The sequence below is a fragment of the Streptomyces sp. NPDC006140 genome (assembly GCF_040628815.1).
Classification (GTDB): Bacteria; Actinomycetota; Actinomycetes; order Streptomycetales; family Streptomycetaceae; genus Streptomyces.
The window spans coordinates 214,273-230,547 of the sequence record NZ_JBEXTS010000009.1 but is presented as its reverse complement, the minus strand read 5'-3'; the positions used below and the strand labels follow the sequence as shown (position 1 = coordinate 230,547).

The following is a 16,275-nucleotide window of genomic DNA, read 5'->3' as shown; positions in this document are numbered from 1 at the left end:
GAATCGTGAGGATCTTCGGCAAGGGACGGCACCGGCCCTCCGCCTCCTGGCGGCAGGCCACAGACCGGGCGTTCACGCTCATCGGCGACGGCCGGTACGAGGACGCGGGCGCACTGCTGACACGTGCCGCCGACCTCGAGCCCTGGCTGTCCGAGTCCTGGTTCAACCTCGCCCTGCTGCACAAGTTCCGGCACGACTGGGAGCAGGCGCGGGCCGCGGGCCTGAGGGCCGTGGCGCTGCTCGACCGGGACGCCGGGGCGCCCGACTGGTGGAACGTCGGCATCGCCGCCACCGCCCTGCAGGACTGGCCGCTGGCCCGGCGCGCCTGGCAGGCCTACGGGCTGCGGGTGCCGGGCGCGGCCAACGACTCCGGCGAGCCCGTCGGCATGGACCTCGGCAGCGCGGCCGTGCGGCTGTCCCCGGAGGGTGAGGCCGAGGTCGTGTGGGGGCGGCGGCTGGATCCCGCGCGGATCGAGGTGCTGTCGATCCCGCTGCCGTCGTCGGGGCGGCGCTGGGGCGAGGTCGTGCTGCACGACGGGGTGCCGCACGGGGAGCGGACCACGGCCGCCGGGCACACGTACCCGGTCTTCGACGAGATCGAGCTGTGGGCGCCGTCTCCGGTGCCGACCTGGGTGGTGCTGCTGGAGGCCGCGACGGAGTCGGACCGGGACGCGCTGGAGCAGCTGGCCGCGGACGCCGGGTTCGCCGCGGAGGACTGGTCCTCTTCGGTGCGGTTGCTGTGCCGGATGTGCTCGGAGTCGCGGATGCCGTCGGACGAAGGGGACGGGGAGCATCTGGATCCGCACGATCACAGTGAGCCGGGGCATCCCGGGCCGCTGGGGCATCGGACGGACGGGCAGCTGTGGGTTCCCGAGCGGGAGTGCGGGCTGGCTGCGCCGGCTTCGCTGGTTCGGGGGTTGCTGGACGGGTGGGTGGCCGACAGTCCGGATTCCCGGGATTGGCGGGATCTGGAAGAGGTCTGTTAGCGCCGTTGCCGGGCGCCGGGCCGTCGGGGCCGGTCGCGCAGTTCCCCGCGCCCCCAGGAATCGGCGTCCGACACCCGCGTAACCTGTATCAGCATCTCAGCCCGGTCAGTTTCAGGAAGGCGTACGGACGTCATGGCTCAGCAGGACACCGATCAGCAGCGCGCGGGCGTGCTCCCCGTCGATGACGAGGGGTACGTGATCGACACGGAGGACTGCGAGGAGCGCGAGGCGGCCTGGCGGGAGCGGGGGACCTCGCGGCCGATCACGGTGGTCGGGAACCCGGTGCTGCACAAGGAGTGCAAGGACGTCACCGACTTCGGCGAGGAGCTCCAGCAGCTCGTCGCGGACATGTTCGCCAGCCAGCGCACCGCCGAGGGTGTGGGCCTGGCCGCCAACCAGATCGGCGTCGACGCGAAGGTCTTCGTCTACGACTGCCCGGACGACGAGGGCGTGCGGCACACCGGTGTCGTCTGCAACCCCAAGCTCGTCGAGCTGCCCGCCGAGAAGCGCCGGCTCGACGACAGCAACGAGGGCTGCCTGTCGGTGCCGACCGCGTACGCGCCGCTCGCCCGGCCCGACTACGCCGAGGTCACCGGGCAGGACGAACAGGGCAACCCGATCAAGGTGCGCGGCACCGGATACTTCGCTCGGTGTTTGCAGCACGAGACCGACCACCTGTACGGATACCTGTACATCGACCGGCTCTCCAAGCGCGAGCGCAAGGACGCGCTGCGGCAGATGGCCGAGAACGAGCCCCGCTACCCCGTGGTCGCGAACGACTGAGACCCCAGCCTCACCAGGCACACGGCGTCTGTTCGGGTTTCCCACCCTGAACAGGCGCCGTTCGTCTGTGCCGTTCGCCTGTCCGTCGCACGTTCGATCGCTTCTGCTCTCCTGATGATCCCGTACCAGTCACACAACGGGAGGATCCCGGCACTGTGGGGTAGTGAATGAAGCAAATGCGTTCCCAGAACGGTCAGTTGTAGTGCTGAATGGGATGAGCGGGGTATGCAACGGCGCACGCCCGGCACGAAGGGAGGGGCGCCCGCGCCAACTGGCGGCTGAGAGGGGTTAGTTCGTGCATGCTTTGTCACACGGCACCACATCGGCACCGACCACGATCGCAGTACCACCGTCGCTCTCTCTACCGGTGATCGAGGCGGCGTTTCCCCGGCAACTCCACCCGTATTGGCCGAAGTGCCAGGAGAAGACCCGGGCCTGGCTCCTGGAAAAACGGCTCATGCCCGCGGACAAGGTGGAGGAATATGCCGACGGCCTGTGCTACACGGACCTCATGGCGGGGTACTACATCGGCGCCTCCGACGAGGTGATGCAGGCGATCGCCGACTACAGCGCCTGGTTCTTCGTCTGGGACGACCGCCACGACCGGGACATCGTGCACGGCCGTCCGGTCGCCTGGCGGCGGCTGCGGGACCGGCTGCACACGGCCCTCGATTCTCCCGAGGAGCACCTGCACCACGAGGACCCACTGGTCGCGGGGTTCGCCGACAGCGTGCTGCGGCTGTACGCGTTCCTGCCGGAGACGTGGAACCTCCGCTTCGCCCGGCACTTCCACGCGGTGATCGACGCCTATGACCGCGAGTTCCACAACCGCACCCACGGCATCGTGCCGACGGTCGAGGAATACCTCAGTCTGCGCCGGCTCACTTTCGCGCACTGGATCTGGACGGATCTGCTGGAACCGACCGCCGGGTGCGAACTCCCGGAGGCGGTGCGGAAAAACCCGGCATACCGCCGGGCGGCGCTGCTGAGTCAGGAATTCGCCGCCTGGTACAACGACCTCTGCTCGCTTCCCAAGGAATTAGCGGGCGACGAGGTGCACAATCTGGGAATCAGTCTCATCACCCATGAGGGGCTGACCCTGGAACAGGCGGTCGCGGAAGTCAGGCAGCGCGTCGAGGAATGCATCAAGGAATTCCTCGACATCGAGCGGGAGGCATTGAGGTTCGCCGACGGCCTCGCCGACGGCACCGTGCGCGGAAAGGAACTGAGCACCGCCGTGCGGGCCTGCCTGAGCAATATGCGCAACTGGTTCAGTTCGGTCTACTGGTTCCACCACGAGTCCGGCCGGTACATGGTCGACAGCTGGGACGACCGGTCCACGCCCCCGTACGTCAACAACGAAGCGGCAGGTGAGAAATGACCGTCGAGTCTGTGAAGCCCGAGGCACCTCTGGTCCGGGAGCTGCGCGAGCCGCCCCGGGCGGGCGGCGGGGTCCCCGTCCTCGGCCACGGCTGGAGGCTGGTGCGCGACCCGCTGGCGTTCATGTCCCGGCTGCGCGACCACGGCGAGGTGGTCCGGCTGAAGCTCGGCCCGAAGACGGTCCACGCCGTCACCACCCCGGCGCTGACCGGCGCGCTGGCGCTGAGCAACGACTTCATCATCGCCGGGCCGCTGTGGGAGTCCCTGGAGGGCCTGCTCGGCAAGGAGGGCGTGGCCACGGCGAACGGCCCGCGCCACCGGCGCCAGCGGCGCACCATCCAGCCCGCCTTCCGGCTCGACGCCATCCCCGCCTACGGGCCGATCATGGAGGAGGAGGCGCACGCGCTGACCGAGCGCTGGAAGCCCGGCGAGACCATCGACTGCACCTCCGAGTCCTTCCGGGTGGCCGTGCGCATCGCGGCCCGCTGCCTGCTGCGCGGCGACTACATGGACGAGCGGGCGGAGCGGCTGTGCGTCGCGCTCGCCACGGTCTTCCGCGGCATGTACCGGCGGATGGTGGTCCCGCTGGGACCGCTGTACAGGCTGCCGCTCCCGGCCAACCGTGAATTCAACCGGGCATTGGCCGATTTGCATCTCCTGGTCGACGAGATCGTCGCCGAGCGCCGCGCATCCGGTCAAAAGCCGGACGATTTGCTGACGGCATTGCTGGAGGCGAAGGACGAGAATGGCGATCCCATCGGGGAACAGGAGATCCACGATCAGGTCGTCGCGATCCTCACCCCCGGCAGCGAAACCGTGGCCTCCACGATCATGTGGCTGCTGCATATGCTCGCGGAACACCCTGAACAGGCAGACCGGGTGCGCGACGAAGTGGAAGCAGTCACCGGTGGGCGGCCGGTGGCATTTGCAGACGTCCGAGGACTCCGGCACACCAACAATGTCGTCGTCGAGTCCATGCGTTTGAGCCCGGCCGTCTGGATTCTGACGCGCCGGGCGGTGCGGGACACGGAACTCGGCGGTTACCGCATTCCGGCCGGGGCGGACATCATCTACAGCCCGTACGCGATCCAGCGCGACCCGAAGTCGTACGACCGGCACCTGGAGTTCGACCCGGACCGCTGGCTTCCGGACCGGGTCAAGGACATCCCGAAGCACGCCATGAGCCCGTTCAGCACCGGCAACCGCAAGTGCCCGAGCGACCACTTCTCGATGGCCCAGCTGACGCTGATCACGGCGGCCCTGGCCACGAAGTACCGCTTCGAGCAGGTGCCGGGCTCGAACGACGGCACGCGCGTCGGCATCACGCTCCGGCCGCACCAGCTGCTGCTGCGGCCGGTGCCGAGGTGACCACCCGGTGATCGTCAGGCCGCTTCGGGGCCTCTGAAGGTCCGCCGGTAGGCGTTCGGTGTCGTGCCCACGGCCCGGACGAAGTGGTGGCGCAGCGCGGCCGCGTTGCCGAACCCCGTTCGACCGGCGATCGCGTCCATCGTCTCGTCCGTCGCCTCCAGCAGCCGCTGGGCCAGCAGCACGCGCTGGCGCAGGACCCAGCGGTAGGGAGTCGTCCCGGTCTCCTGCTGGAAGCGGCGGGCGAAGGTGCGCGGGGACATGTGGGCCCGGGCGGCCAGCTGCTCGACGGTGACCTCCTCGTCGAGGTGCCGCTCCAGCCAGGCCAGCAGCTCGCCGATCGTGTCGGCCTCGGGGAGCGGCAGCGGACGCTCGATGTACTGGGCCTGGCCGCCGTCGCGGTGCGGGGGCACCACCATCCGCCGGGCGATCTTGTTGGCGACCTCGGAGCCCTGTTCCTTGCGCACCAGGTGCAGGCAGGCGTCGATGCCGGCGGCCGTGCCGGCGGAGGTGATCACCGGGTCCTCGTCGACGTAGAGCACGTCCGGCTCGACGACCGCGCGCGGGTACTGCCGGGCGAGGTCCTCCGCGTGCTTCCAGTGCACGGCGCAGCGCCGCCCGTCCAGCAGCCCGGCCGCGGCCAGCACGTAGGCGCCGGAGCAGACGCTGAGCACCCGGGCCCCGCGGTCCACCCCGCGCCGCAGGGCGGCCAGCAGGTCCGGCGGGAAGTCCCTGGTCGCGTAGCTGTGCCCGGCCGGCACGGCGATCAGATCGGCCGTCTCCAGCCGCTCCAGGCCGTGCTCGACCCGCAGGGAGAAGCCCGAGGTCATGCGCAGGGCGGGGCCCTCGGCCGAGGCGACGGCGAAGTCGTACACCGGCAGGCCGTCGTCGCTGCGGTCGGTGCCGAAGACCTCGCACACCACGCCGAGTTCGAAGGGGTTCACGCCGTGCAGCAGGACGGCGGCCACGTTCTGGAGCATGCCTCCAGTGTGCACCGCCCGTGGCAGTAATTCGAGGGTCTACGGCAGTACTGCCACTGACGGTAAGGACCATCCGGCGCGACAGTGGTGTCCATGGACACGAACCAGACTCAGACACTCATCGCCATGGTCTTCGTACTCGGGACGCTGGTCCTCCTGGTCCTCCCGTCCGTGCTCGGCATCGTGCGCGACCGGCGCATCGACCGGCAGATCCGGGAGGCCCAGGAGGCCCGGCAGAGCGGACCGGCTCAGAAGTCCTCGTCCAGGTCGACGGTGCCCTCCACCGCCACCTGGTACGCGGAGGGCCGCCGCTCGAAGAAGTTGGTCAGCTCCTGAACCCCCTGGAGCTCCATGAAGGAGAAGGGGTTCTCCGAGCCGTACACCGGAGCGAAGCCCAGGCGGGTCAGCCGCTGGTCGGCGACGCACTCCAGGTACTGCCGCATCGACTCGGTGTTCATGCCCGGGAGGCCGTCACCGCACAGGTCGCGCGCGAACTGCAGCTCGGCCTCGACGGCCTCGCGGAGCATGTCCGTCACCTCCTGCTGGAGCCGGTCGTCGAACAGCTCCGGCTCCTCCTTGCGGACGGTGTCGACCACGTCGAACGCGAACGACATGTGCATGGTCTCGTCGCGGAACACCCAGTTGGTGCCGGTGGCCAGGCCGTGCAGCAGGCCCCGGCTGCGGAACCAGTACACGTAGGCGAAGGCGCCGTAGAAGAACAGGCCCTCGATGCACGCGGCGAAGCAGATCAGGTTGAGCAGGAAGCGGCGGCGGTCGGCCTGGGACTCCAGCCGGTCGAGCTGCTCCACCGAGTCCATCCACTTGAAGCAGAACTCCGCCTTCTCCCGGATGGACGGGATGTTCTCCACCGCCGCGAAGGCCGCCGCCCGGTCCTCCGGGTCGGGCAGGTAGGTGTCGAGCAGCGTCAGATAGAACTGGACGTGCACGGCCTCCTCGAAGAGCTGGCGGCTCAGGTACAGCCGCGCCTCGGGGGAGTTGATGTGCTTGTACAGCGTCAGCACCAGGTTGTTCGCGACGATCGAGTCGCCGGTGGCGAAGAACGCGACCAGCCGGCCGATCAGGTGCTGCTCGGCGGGGGACAGCTTGGCGAGGTCGGCGACGTCCGAGTGGAGGTCGACCTCCTCCACGGTCCAGGTGTTCTTGATGGCGTCCCGGTAGCGCTCGTAGAAGTCCGGGTAGCGCATGGGGCGGAGCGTCAGCTCGAAGCCGGGGTCGAGGAGATTCTGGTTGCTGGGCATTACTGGCAGGCCTCGCAGGACTCGGGGTTTTCCAGGGAGCAGGCGACCGCGTCGGGGTCCGGGGTGGCCTGCACGGGGACAGCGGCCTGGGCGGCGCGGGCGATGCGGGTCGCCGGGCGCGAGCGCAGGTAGTACGTCGTCTTCAGCCCGGACTTCCAGGCGTAGGCGTACATCGAGGAGAGCTTGCCGATGGTCGGCGTCTCCAGGAAGAGGTTCAGGGACTGGGACTGGTCCAGGAACGGGGTCCTGGCCGCCGCCATGTCGATCAGGCCGCGCTGCGGGATCTCCCAGGCCGTCCGGTAGAGCGCGCGGACGTCCCCGGGGAGCCAGGCGAAGCCCTGCACCGAGCCGTTGGCCTCGCGCAGGGCCTCCCGGGTGCGGGCGTCCCACACGCCGAGCCGCTTCAGCTCCTCCACCAGGTAGGAGTTGACCTGGAGGAACTCGCCCGACAGCGTCTCGCGCTTGAACAGGTTGGACACCTGCGGCTCGATGCACTCGTACACGCCCGCGATCGACGCGATCGTCGCCGTGGGGGCGATGGCGAGGAGCAGGGAGTTGCGCATGCCGGTCGTGGCGATCCGCTCGCGCAGGGCCGCCCAGCGCTCCGGCCAGGTCAGCTCCACGTCGTAGTGGTCGGGGTGCAGCACGCCCCGGGCCGTGCGGGTCTTCTCCCAGGCCGGGAGCGGGCCGTTGCGCTCGGCGAGGTCCGCGGAGGCCTCGTACGCGGCGAGCATGATCCGCTCGGCGATGCGGGTGGACAGGGCCTTCGCCTCGGGCGAGTCGAAGGGCAGGCGCAGCTTGAAGAAGACGTCCTGCAGGCCCATGGCGCCGAGGCCGACCGGGCGCCAGCGGGCGTTGGAGCGGCCCGCCTGCTCGGTCGGGTAGAAGTTGATGTCGACGACCCGGTCGAGGAACGTCACGGCCGTGCGGACGGTCTCGTCCAGGCGCTCCCAGTCGATGTCCCCGCCGCTCACGAACGCGCCGAGGTTGACCGAGCCCAGGTTGCAGACCGCCGTCTCGCCGTCGCTGGTGACCTCCAGGATCTCCGTGCAGAGGTTGGAGGAGTGGACGACGTGGCCCGGCTCGGCCGTCTGGTTGGCGGTGCGGTTGGCGGCGTCCTTGAAGGTCATCCAGCCGTTGCCGGTCTGCGCGAGGGTGCGCATCATCCGGCCGTACAGCTCGCGCGCGGGCAGCGTCTTCTTCGCGAGACCCTTCGCCTCGGCGGCCCGGTAGGCGGTGTCGAACTCCTCACCCCACAGGTCGACCAGCTCGGGCACGTCCGCGGGGGAGAACAGCGACCACTGCGCGTCGGCGTTCACGCGGCGCATGAACTCGTCCGGCACCCAGTGCGCCAGGTTCAGGTTGTGCGTGCGCCGGGCGTCCTCGCCGGTGTTGTCGCGCAGCTCCAGGAACTCCTCGATGTCGGAGTGCCAGGTCTCCAGGTAGACGGCGGCGGCGCCCTTGCGGCGGCCGCCCTGGTTCACGGCGGCGACCGAGGCGTCCAGGGTCTTCAGGAACGGGACGATGCCGTTGGAGTGTCCGTTCGTGCCGCGGATCAGCGAACCCCGGGCACGGATGCGGGAGTAGGCGATGCCGATGCCGCCGGCGTGCTTCGACAGGCGGGCGACCTGGTGGTAGCGGTCGTAGATGGAGTCCAGCTCGTCCTTGGGGGAGTCGAGGAGGTAGCAGGACGACATCTGGGGGTGCCGGGTGCCGGAGTTGAAGAGCGTGGGGGAGGACGGAAGGTAGTCGAGACGGCTCATGAGCCCATAGAGCGCGGCGACTTCGTCCACGGCCCGTGCGGTGTCGTCCTCGGCGAGGCCGCTCGCCACGCGCAGCAGGAAGTGCTGGGGCGTCTCGATCACCTTGCGGGTGATCGGGTGCCGGAGCAGGTAGCGGCTGTGCAGCGTGCGCAGGCCGAAGTAGCCGAAGCGGTCGTCGGCGGCGGTGTCGATCAGGGCGTCGAGCCGGGCCGCGTGCAGCCGGACGAACTCGGCGGTGCGGTCGGCGATGAGGCCCTCGCGGTGGCCGACCGCCACGGACTCGGTGAAGGACGTGACGCCCTGGGAGGCGGCCTCCTCGCGGATGCCGATGGTCAGCAGCCGGGCGGCCAGCCGGGAGTAGGCGGGGTCCTCGGAGATGAGGCCGGCGGCCGCCTCCGTCGCCAGCTCGCGCAACTCCGTCTCGTCCGCCTGCGCGGACCGGCCGCGCAGCGCGGCGGCGGCGACCCGGCCGGGGTCGGCGTCGGGGAGGTCGGCGGTCAGCTCGGTCAGGGTCCGCAGCAGCGCGGCACCGGGAGCGTCGTGCGCTTCCCCGGCGGCTTCTTCGGCGGTCTCTTCGGCGGCTGAGACCGGATCGGCTGGCGCGATGGTCACGTGGGGCTCTCCCTCGCTCGGCAGGGGGGCCTCGCCGAGGGCAGGGGGCAGCACACGAGCGCACGCGGCGTCGCGTCCACCGGCCCATTCCACGAGGCCCGGACGTCAGGCACACCGGCCGGGTGGCCGGGCGCGCTGTCGGCAGGTCCTCGGACTGACGCCCATGCACGCATAAACGGGCATGGGTACACCGTTGCGGGACAGTTCCGGATTCGCACCGGATTCCCCTGCGGCGACAGCGAGCATGAGCATACATCTTGTGCCGGGTGAGGATCGCGCCCCTATATGTTGTGTCGTGGATGACTTCAGAGCGTCAACTCGTAAGTGAGCAGCGTGATGTCGTCCAGGTGCGGGAGCGGGTTCCAGTCCCGCTGCGGAGTGCGGACGAAGCCCAGGCGTTCGTAGATGCGGTGGGCGGAGTGCATGGTCCGCTGGGTCGAGAGCACGATCCGGACGCAGCCCTCCGTGGCCCGTGCCCGGTCGATGCAGGAGCGGACCAGGGCCTCGCCGGCGCCCTGCCCGCGGGCCCGGTGGGAAACGGCGAGCATGCGGATCTCGGCCTCGCCGGGGCGGGCTATGTCGGCCATGGGGCCGCCGGACGGTACGAAGGTGACGCCGCCGAGCAGTTCGCCGCCCCGGAGCGCGACCAGGACCTCGGCGGCGGCTGCCCGTTTGGCGACGTCCCTCAGTTCGTGGAGGTACTCGTCGCTCTCACCGAAGTCGAGGAGGCCGTCCTGGAGGTAGGCGTGGGCGGTGATGTCGCCGAGCGCTTCGTACTCGGTGGGTTCGGCGGGGCGGATGAGAAGGTCCATGGCGGAAGTGTGTACGACAACGGGCCGCCGTGGTTCTTGATCACGGCGGCCCGGTCCGGGGTTGTGTGTGGTTGTTCGCGCAGTTCCCCGCGCCCCTGAGTCAGTGCGCGGAACCGGCGGTGGCAGGCGGGAGTTCCACCTGCACCCCGGGGTCGCCCGCGTCGGCCGTGTAGTCCTCCGGCTTGGTCTCGTCGATGCCGTCGGGGGCCTTCAGGGCCTTGAGGACGAAGGTCAGGACCACCGTCACCACCAGGTTCAGGACGAACGCCGTGAGGCCGATGTAGCCGATCTCGCCGATGCCGGGGATCTCCTTGGAGGAGCCGCCGAAGTGCTTCTGGGTCGGCGAGGCGACGCCGTACGCGGCGACCGTGCCGTAGATCATGCCGACCGCCCAGCCCGCGAGCAGCGCCCAGCGGTGGAACCAGCGCGTGAACAGGCCGCCGACCAGGGCCGGGAAGGTCTGCAGGATCCAGATGCCGCCCAGCAGCTGGAAGTTGATGGCGACCGTCTTGTCCATGGTGAGGACGAAGGCCAGCGCGCCCACCTTCACCAGCAGGGACACCAGCTTGGAGACCTTGGTCTCCTGCGCGGGCGTCGCGTCCGGCTTGATGAAGTCCTTGTAGATGTTGCGCGTGAAGAGGTTCGCCGCCGCGATGGACATGATGGCCGCCGGCACCAGCGCGCCGATGCCGATCGCCGCGAACGCGACGCCCGCGAACCAGTCCGGGAACATCGTCTCGAACAGCTGCGGAATCGCCAGCTGCCCGTTCTGCACCTTGATCCCGGCCGCGATCGCCATGAAGCCGAGCAGCGCGAGCAGGCCCAGCATCAGCGAGTACAGCGGCAGGATCGTGGTGTTGCGGCGGATCACCTCACGGCTCTTGGAGGACAGCGTCGCCGTGATGGAGTGCGGGTACATGAACAGGGCCAGGGCGGAGCCCAACGCCAGGGTGGCGTACGTCCACTGGCCCGCCTCCGGCGGCACCAGCGCACCGCGCGGCGCGCCCGTCGCCGGGTTGGTCTGGCCGTACGCCTCGCTCGCCTTGGCGAAGATGTCGTCGAAGCCGCCCAGCTTGATCGGGATGTAGATGATCGCCACCGCGATGACGATGTAGATCAGCGTGTCCTTCACGAACGCGATCAGCGCGGGCGCCCGCAGACCCGACGAGTACGTGTAGGCCGCCAGCACGCCGAACGCGATCAGCAGCGGCAGATCCTTGATGAACCAGTTGGTGTTCTCGCCGCCGCCGACGCCCATCACGTCCAGCACGGCCTGGATGCCGACCAGTTGGAGCGCGATGTACGGCATGGTCGCGAGGATGCCGGTCAGCGCCACCGCCAGGGAGAGGCCCTTGGAGCCGAAGCGGCCGCGCACGAAGTCGGAGGTCGTCACGTAGCCGTGCTTGTGGGAGACCGACCACAGGCGGGGCAGGAACGTGAAGATCAGCGGGTACACGAGGATCGTGTAGGGCACCGCGAAGAAGCCGGCCGCGCCCGCCGCGTAGATCGCCGCGGGGACGGCGACGAAGGTGTAGGCCGTGTACAGGTCGCCGCCGAGCAGGAACCAGGTGATCCAGGTGCCGAAGGAGCGGCCGCCCAGGCCCCACTCGTCGAGGCTGTGCTCGTTCTCGGCCTTGCGCCAGCGCGCGGCCAGGAAGCCCATGACCGTGACGAGCAGGAAGAAGAAGATGAAGACGGCGAGCGCGACGCCGTTCACGCCGTCCTTCACCGCGTACCTCCCCGACGGGCGCGCTGGTCACGCTGCCACAGCTTGTAGGCGATCATCGTCAGCGCGGTGGAGATCAGCACCCACGCCATCTGGTACCAGTAGAAGAACGGGATGCCGATGAAGGCCGGGTCGGTCTTGGCGTACGAGCCGACCCACAGCATGGCCACGAAGGGCGCTATGAGACAGAGGGCGATGACGACGCGCGTCGGCGTCACCACCGGCCCTCTGCTGGCTTCTGGGGCTTGCGACATCAGGCGGCTCCGTCCCCTCAAGTGATCACCTGTGTAATGCGCAGGCAATCTAGGTCAGGGTGTGCCGACAGCGGAACCCCTCGTCCGTAATGCGGTATCCAAAAGAAACGCGCCGCCGGTCCGCTACTCCTGAGGCCGCTTCAGACGGGCCACGAACTTGTACCGGTCGCCCCGGTAGACCGACCGCACCCACTCCACCGGCCCGCCCTCCCGGTCCAGCGAGTGCCGGGACAGCATCAGCATCGGCAGGCCCACGTCCGTGCCGAGCAGGCCGGCCTCGCGCGGAGTGGCCAGGGACGTCTCGATGGTCTCCTCGGCCTCGGCGAGATGGACGTCGTAGACCTCGGCGAGTGCCGTGTAGAGGGACGTGTACTTCGCGAGGGAGCGGCGCAGGGCGGGGAAGCGCTTCGCGCTGAGGTGGGTGGTCTCGATGGCCATCGGCTCGCCGTTGGCCATGCGCAGCCGCTCGATGCGCAGCACGCGTCCGCCCGGCGTGATGTCGAGCAGGCCGGCGAGCCGGTCGTCGGCGGTGATGTAGCCGATGTCCAGCAGCTGCGAGGTGGGTTCGAGGCCCTGGGCGCGCATGTCCTCGGTGTACGAGGTCAGTTGCAGGGCCTGGGAGACCTTCGGCTTGGCGACGAACGTGCCCTTGCCCTGGATGCGCTCCAGCCGGCCCTCGACGACCAGTTCCTGCAGCGCCTGGCGCACGGTCGTGCGCGAGGTGTCGAACTCCGCCGCGAGCGTGCGCTCGGGCGGGACCGGCGTGCCGGGCGTCTGGGTCTCCGTCATGTCGAGCAGGTGCTTCTTCAGGCGGTAGTACTTGGGCACGCGTGCGGTACGGACGGGTGCCCCGCTCTCGTTCTCCGCACTGCTGACGTCGGTGCTCATGCTCCGCCTTCCCGGCTCGGTCCGCCGACACGATCCCACCTGTATACCGTCGGCGCCTCTTTTGGTCTAGTCCACCCGTTGCTGTGGTCTACCCGCAGTATGCCGTGCCCGGCCGGGTTTTCGCTGGGTTCTTACTTAAAGGTTCCTGCATATGTAGGTCGCATAACGGCTGGTCAGCGCCGTCTCGGGACCCTTGACAGGCTTTCTGGTCTGGTCCAAGCTCCCCGTACTGGTCTACACCATTGGTCCAGGCCCGGCGGGCTGGGTGGGCATCCCTGAGGAGGGTGGCGTGAAGCGCAAGCTGACAGCCGCGATCGGTATCGCGGGCATGATGGTCTCCATCGCGGCGTGCGGGGGCGAGGGCGGCGGGGGTTCGGGCAAGGGCGGCGCGGACGCCAAGGAGCTGACCGTCTGGCTCACCGTCGACGCGCAGAACAACTGGCCGGAGCTGGTGAAGGCCGCCGACGACGCGGTGAAGAAGAAGCACCCCGGCCTGAAGATCAACCACGAGTACTACGGCTGGCCCGACAAGAACGCCAAGCTCGACGCCGTCCTGGCCACGGACAAGGCCCCCGACGTGGTCGAGATGGGCAACACCGAGATGCTCGGCTACATGGTCAAGGGCGCCTTCGCCCCACTGGACCCGGCGAAGTTCGACAACTCCTCCGCCTGGCTGGACGGCCTCAAGGCCTCGGTGACCTACGAGGACAAGACCTACGGCGTCCCGTACTACGCCGGCGGCCGCGTCGCCAACTGGCGCAAGGACCTCGCGGCCTCGGTCGGCGTGAAGACGCCCCCGAAGACGTACCAGGAACTGACGGCCGCCCTGGACAAGATCCAGCAGAAGCAGGGCGACAAGTTCAGCGCCTGGTACCAGCCCACCCGCGACTGGTACGCGGCCATGTCCTTCGTCTACGACGCCGGCGGCGCCATCGCCACCGAGACGGGCGGCCAGTGGAAGGCCTCGCTCTCCTCGCCCGAGTCCCTCAAGGGCCTCAAGGAGTTCAAGAACGTCGTCGACACGTACATGCACGGCGACAAGACCAAGGACGAGTCCGACCGGTACATCGTCTACGGCCAGGGCAAGTCCGCCATGATCTTCGCCGCCGCCTGGGAGGGCGCGACCGCCGAGGACCCGAAGAACGACAAGACCGGCAAGCTCAAGGGCAACCTCGAGAACTTCGTGATGCCCGGCCCGTCCGGCAAGAACATGCCCGTCTTCCTGGGCGGCTCCGACCTCGCCGTGCCGGTGAAGTCCGACGCGCAGGCCCTGGCCGCCGAGTGGATCAACGCGTTCACCGGTTCCTCCGGGCAGAAGGGCCTGATGGCCAAGGGCAACCTGCCCAACAACAAGACCGACCTCGCGACGCTGAAGAACGACCCGAAGACGGCGGTCCCGGCCACCGCGGCCGAGTCCAACTGGTTCGTCCCGATGGCCCCCGGCTGGGGCCAGGTCGAGAAGGCGCAGATCCTGCAGACCATGCTGCAGAGCATCGGCACCGGCAAGAAGTCCGTCGAGGCCGCCGCCAAGGAGGCGGACGCCGCGATCGACAAGGTCATCAACACCAAGTGACCTACGGGCGGGGTTCCCACGCGGAGCCCCGCCGTCGTCAAGACCTGAGGGACCGCCGAGGAGCGCGCGATGAGTGCCGCAGACACCCACCTTCCCGCCAAGGTGCCGCCACCGCGGCAGGCACCGCCACCTCCCGCCGATGAGCTGCCACGGGTGAGCCGGCCGTCGGGCGGTGCCGCGGTCCCCTGGCTGCTGCTCGCGCCCTGCCTGGCGATCCTGGCCTTGGTCATGGGCTATCCGCTGGCCCGCCTGGTCACGCTGTCCTTCCAGAAGTTCGGGCAGTCCCAGCTGTGGGGCTTCCAGCCGGCCGAGTCGGTCGGCTTCGACAACTTCGCCAAGGTGCTCGGCGACGGCGAGTTCTGGGCCGTCGTCGTGCGCACGGTCGTCTTCGCGACCGGGGCAGTCGTCTTCACGATGGTGATCGGCATGGCCCTCGCCCTGCTGCTGCAGCGGGTCTCCGGCTGGCTGAAGGTGCTCATCAACATCGTGCTGGTGGCCAGCTGGGGCATGCCGGTGATCGTGGCGACCACGGTCTTCAAGTGGCTCTTCGACTCGGACTACGGCGTCTTCAATGCCCTGCTCAGCAAGGTGCCCGGCGTCGACATGATCGGCCACAACTGGTTCGCCAGCGGCCCCGAGGGCCTCGCCGTGATCATGCTGCTGGTGGTGTGGGGCGCCGTGCCGTTCGTGGTCATCACGCTCAGCGCGGGCCTCACCCAGGTCCCGAAGGAACTGGAGGAGGCAGCCCGCCTCGACGGCGCCGGCTCCTGGGGCGTCTTCCGCTATGTCACCCTGCCCGTCCTCAAGCCGATCATCGTGATGCTCACGACCCTGTCGGTCATCTGGGACATGGGCGTCTTCCCCCAGGTGTTCGTCATGCGGGGCGGCCACCCCGAGCCGGAGTTCCAGGTCCTCAACACCTATTCCTACGACCGTGCCTTCGTCGTCAACGACTACGCACAGGGCTCGGCCATCGCGCTGATCACCGTCCTGCTGCTGCTCGGCGTGGTCGCCGTCTACATGCGTCAGATGCTGAAGATCGGAGAGGTCGAATGAGCAGCACCCTGACGGGCCGCCGGGCACCGAAGCTCTGGTGGAACCTCCTCGGGCTCCTCGTCTTCGTCACCGCGGGCTTCCCGCTCTACTGGATGCTCAACACCGCGTTCAAGCCCGCCGAGGACGCCATCGACCCCGACCCGAGCCTGCTGCCGACCGGCCTCACCCTCGCCAACTTCGGCCGGGCGCTGGACATCGCCGACTTCTGGGGCCCGGTGGGGCGCAGCCTGGTGGTGTCGCTGGCGGTGGTCGTCATCGGCATGGCCGTCGGGCTGCTGGCCGCGCTCGCCATCTCCCGGTTCGCCTTCCGCGGCCGCAAGATCGTGATCGTCGGGATCCTGGCCGTCCAGATGGTCCCCCTGGTCGCCATGATCATCCCGGTGTTCCTGCTGCTCAACGACCTCGGCCAGTACGACCGGCTCACCGGCCTCATCATCACGTACCTGACCTTCATCCTGCCGTTCACGGTCTGGACGCTCAGGGGCTTCATCGTCAACATCCCGAAGGAACTGGAGGAGGCGGCCATGGTCGACGGCTGCTCCCGCACCGGCGCCTTCCTGCGGGTCGTCTTCCCGCTCCTGGCCCCCGGCATGGTCGCCACCTCGGTCTACGGCTTCATCCAGGCCTGGAACGAGTACCTGTACGCCCTCATGCTCCTCAGCCAGAAGAACCAGACCGCGACCGTCTGGCTCGGCAACTTCACCACCAAGCACGGCACCGAATACGCCCCGATGATGGCCGGAGCCACGATGATGGCCGTGCCGATCGTCGCCCTGTTCCTCCTCGTCCAGCGCAAGATGGCCGCGGGCCTGACCGCGGGCGCCGTGAAGGGATGACC

Annotated in this window: 15 protein-coding genes and 1 riboswitch; of the genes, 8 read left to right on the top strand and 7 right to left on the bottom strand. The window is 69.1% G+C overall.

Features of this window, described 5'->3' with window-relative positions; genetic code table 11:
• Window positions 1–5 precede the first annotated feature (5 nt).
• The 4 genes from ABZ386_RS23940 (at window position 6) to ABZ386_RS23925 (ending at window position 4,517) form a co-directional block, all read left to right on the top strand.
• The gene (locus tag ABZ386_RS23940) at window positions 6–986 is read left to right on the top strand and encodes a hypothetical protein (protein WP_351342603.1); all 981 of its coding nucleotides are present in this window, start codon (window positions 6–8) and stop codon (window positions 984–986) included.
• Between the two features lie 132 nt (window positions 987–1,118).
• Window positions 1,119–1,769, top strand: coding sequence for a peptide deformylase (gene def / locus ABZ386_RS23935; protein ID WP_114255213.1), 651 nt, complete (start codon window positions 1,119–1,121; stop codon window positions 1,767–1,769).
• Between the two features lie 295 nt (window positions 1,770–2,064).
• A complete protein-coding gene (cyc1, locus tag ABZ386_RS23930; protein WP_351342265.1) occupies window positions 2,065–3,150 on the top strand; it encodes an epi-isozizaene synthase in 1,086 nt (361 codons plus the stop codon).
• Complete coding sequence (locus tag ABZ386_RS23925; RefSeq protein ID WP_351342267.1) at window positions 3,147–4,517, top strand: cytochrome P450; 1,371 nt, start codon at window positions 3,147–3,149, stop codon at window positions 4,515–4,517. Before cyc1 ends, ABZ386_RS23925 begins: the two co-directional genes overlap by 4 nt.
• 14 nt (window positions 4,518–4,531) lie before the next feature.
• Here the strand turns inward: ABZ386_RS23925 and ABZ386_RS23920 are convergent, their stop codons facing one another.
• A complete protein-coding gene (locus ABZ386_RS23920; protein WP_114255216.1) occupies window positions 4,532–5,494 on the bottom strand; it encodes a helix-turn-helix domain-containing protein in 963 nt (320 codons plus the stop codon).
• Between the two features lie 93 nt (window positions 5,495–5,587).
• Between ABZ386_RS23920 and ABZ386_RS23915 the strand changes: the two genes are divergently transcribed.
• On the top strand, window positions 5,588–5,830 hold the full coding sequence (locus tag ABZ386_RS23915; protein WP_351342270.1) for a hypothetical protein: 243 nt from the start codon (window positions 5,588–5,590) through the stop codon (window positions 5,828–5,830).
• Here ABZ386_RS23915 and ABZ386_RS23910 read toward each other — a convergent pair.
• From ABZ386_RS23910 to ABZ386_RS23885, 6 genes are all read right to left on the bottom strand, one after another.
• The gene (locus ABZ386_RS23910) at window positions 5,743–6,753 is read right to left on the bottom strand and encodes a ribonucleotide-diphosphate reductase subunit beta (RefSeq protein WP_351342271.1); all 1,011 of its coding nucleotides are present in this window, start codon (window positions 6,751–6,753) and stop codon (window positions 5,743–5,745) included. The two genes, ABZ386_RS23915 and ABZ386_RS23910, sit on opposite strands and share 88 nt — an antisense overlap.
• Window positions 6,753–9,128 carry a ribonucleoside-diphosphate reductase subunit alpha gene (locus ABZ386_RS23905; protein ID WP_358965779.1) on the bottom strand — a complete coding sequence of 792 codons (2,376 nt, stop codon included), beginning with the start codon at window positions 9,126–9,128 and terminating at the stop codon, window positions 6,753–6,755. Before ABZ386_RS23905 ends, ABZ386_RS23910 begins: the two co-directional genes overlap by 1 nt.
• Window positions 9,129–9,272: 144 nt before the next feature.
• A riboswitch (cobalamin riboswitch) is annotated at window positions 9,273–9,355 on the bottom strand.
• A gap of 78 nt (window positions 9,356–9,433) precedes the next feature.
• Entirely contained in the window at window positions 9,434–9,940 is a 507-nt protein-coding gene (locus ABZ386_RS23900) for a GNAT family N-acetyltransferase (RefSeq protein ID WP_351342275.1), read from the bottom strand.
• A 100-nt stretch (window positions 9,941–10,040) separates the two neighbouring features.
• Window positions 10,041–11,669, bottom strand: a complete 1,629-nt coding sequence (gene mctP / locus ABZ386_RS23895) for a monocarboxylate uptake permease MctP (RefSeq protein ID WP_351342277.1) — start codon at window positions 11,667–11,669, stop codon at window positions 10,041–10,043.
• Complete coding sequence (locus tag ABZ386_RS23890; protein ID WP_351342279.1) at window positions 11,666–11,920, bottom strand: DUF3311 domain-containing protein; 255 nt, start codon at window positions 11,918–11,920, stop codon at window positions 11,666–11,668. The genes mctP and ABZ386_RS23890 overlap by 4 nt, the downstream gene beginning before the upstream one ends.
• Before the next feature lie 123 nt (window positions 11,921–12,043).
• Complete coding sequence (locus ABZ386_RS23885; protein WP_351342281.1) at window positions 12,044–12,808, bottom strand: GntR family transcriptional regulator; 765 nt, start codon at window positions 12,806–12,808, stop codon at window positions 12,044–12,046.
• A 289-nt stretch (window positions 12,809–13,097) separates the two neighbouring features.
• Here ABZ386_RS23885 and ABZ386_RS23880 point away from each other — a divergent pair, with 289 nt between their 5' ends.
• From ABZ386_RS23880 to ABZ386_RS23870, 3 genes are all read left to right on the top strand, one after another.
• Window positions 13,098–14,381: an extracellular solute-binding protein gene (locus ABZ386_RS23880; RefSeq protein ID WP_358965777.1), complete on the top strand. Its 1,284-nt coding sequence runs from the start codon at window positions 13,098–13,100 to the stop codon at window positions 14,379–14,381.
• A gap of 69 nt (window positions 14,382–14,450) precedes the next feature.
• Window positions 14,451–15,437 (top strand): sugar ABC transporter permease, encoded by a 987-nt coding sequence (locus tag ABZ386_RS23875; protein WP_351342285.1) that lies wholly within the window; start codon window positions 14,451–14,453, stop codon window positions 15,435–15,437.
• Window positions 15,434–16,273: a carbohydrate ABC transporter permease gene (locus ABZ386_RS23870; protein WP_355716704.1), complete on the top strand. Its 840-nt coding sequence runs from the start codon at window positions 15,434–15,436 to the stop codon at window positions 16,271–16,273. The genes ABZ386_RS23875 and ABZ386_RS23870 overlap by 4 nt, the downstream gene beginning before the upstream one ends.
• The last annotated feature ends 2 nt before the right edge of the window (window positions 16,274–16,275 follow it).

Coding starts and splice junctions, on each gene's coding strand:
- ABZ386_RS23910 (WP_351342271.1), bottom strand. CDS start 6,753: ATGCCCAGCAACCAGAATCTCCTCGACCCCGGCTTCGAGCTGACGCTC.
- ABZ386_RS23890 (WP_351342279.1), bottom strand. CDS start 11,920: ATGTCGCAAGCCCCAGAAGCCAGCAGAGGGCCGGTGGTGACGCCGACG.
- ABZ386_RS23915 (WP_351342270.1), top strand. CDS start 5,588: ATGGACACGAACCAGACTCAGACACTCATCGCCATGGTCTTCGTACTC.
- ABZ386_RS23925 (WP_351342267.1), top strand. CDS start 3,147: ATGACCGTCGAGTCTGTGAAGCCCGAGGCACCTCTGGTCCGGGAGCTG.
- ABZ386_RS23900 (WP_351342275.1), bottom strand. CDS start 9,940: ATGGACCTTCTCATCCGCCCCGCCGAACCCACCGAGTACGAAGCGCTC.
- ABZ386_RS23920 (WP_114255216.1), bottom strand. CDS start 5,494: ATGCTCCAGAACGTGGCCGCCGTCCTGCTGCACGGCGTGAACCCCTTC.
- ABZ386_RS23870 (WP_355716704.1), top strand. CDS start 15,434: ATGAGCAGCACCCTGACGGGCCGCCGGGCACCGAAGCTCTGGTGGAAC.
- ABZ386_RS23875 (WP_351342285.1), top strand. CDS start 14,451: ATGAGTGCCGCAGACACCCACCTTCCCGCCAAGGTGCCGCCACCGCGG.
- def (WP_114255213.1), top strand. CDS start 1,119: ATGGCTCAGCAGGACACCGATCAGCAGCGCGCGGGCGTGCTCCCCGTC.
- ABZ386_RS23885 (WP_351342281.1), bottom strand. CDS start 12,808: ATGAGCACCGACGTCAGCAGTGCGGAGAACGAGAGCGGGGCACCCGTC.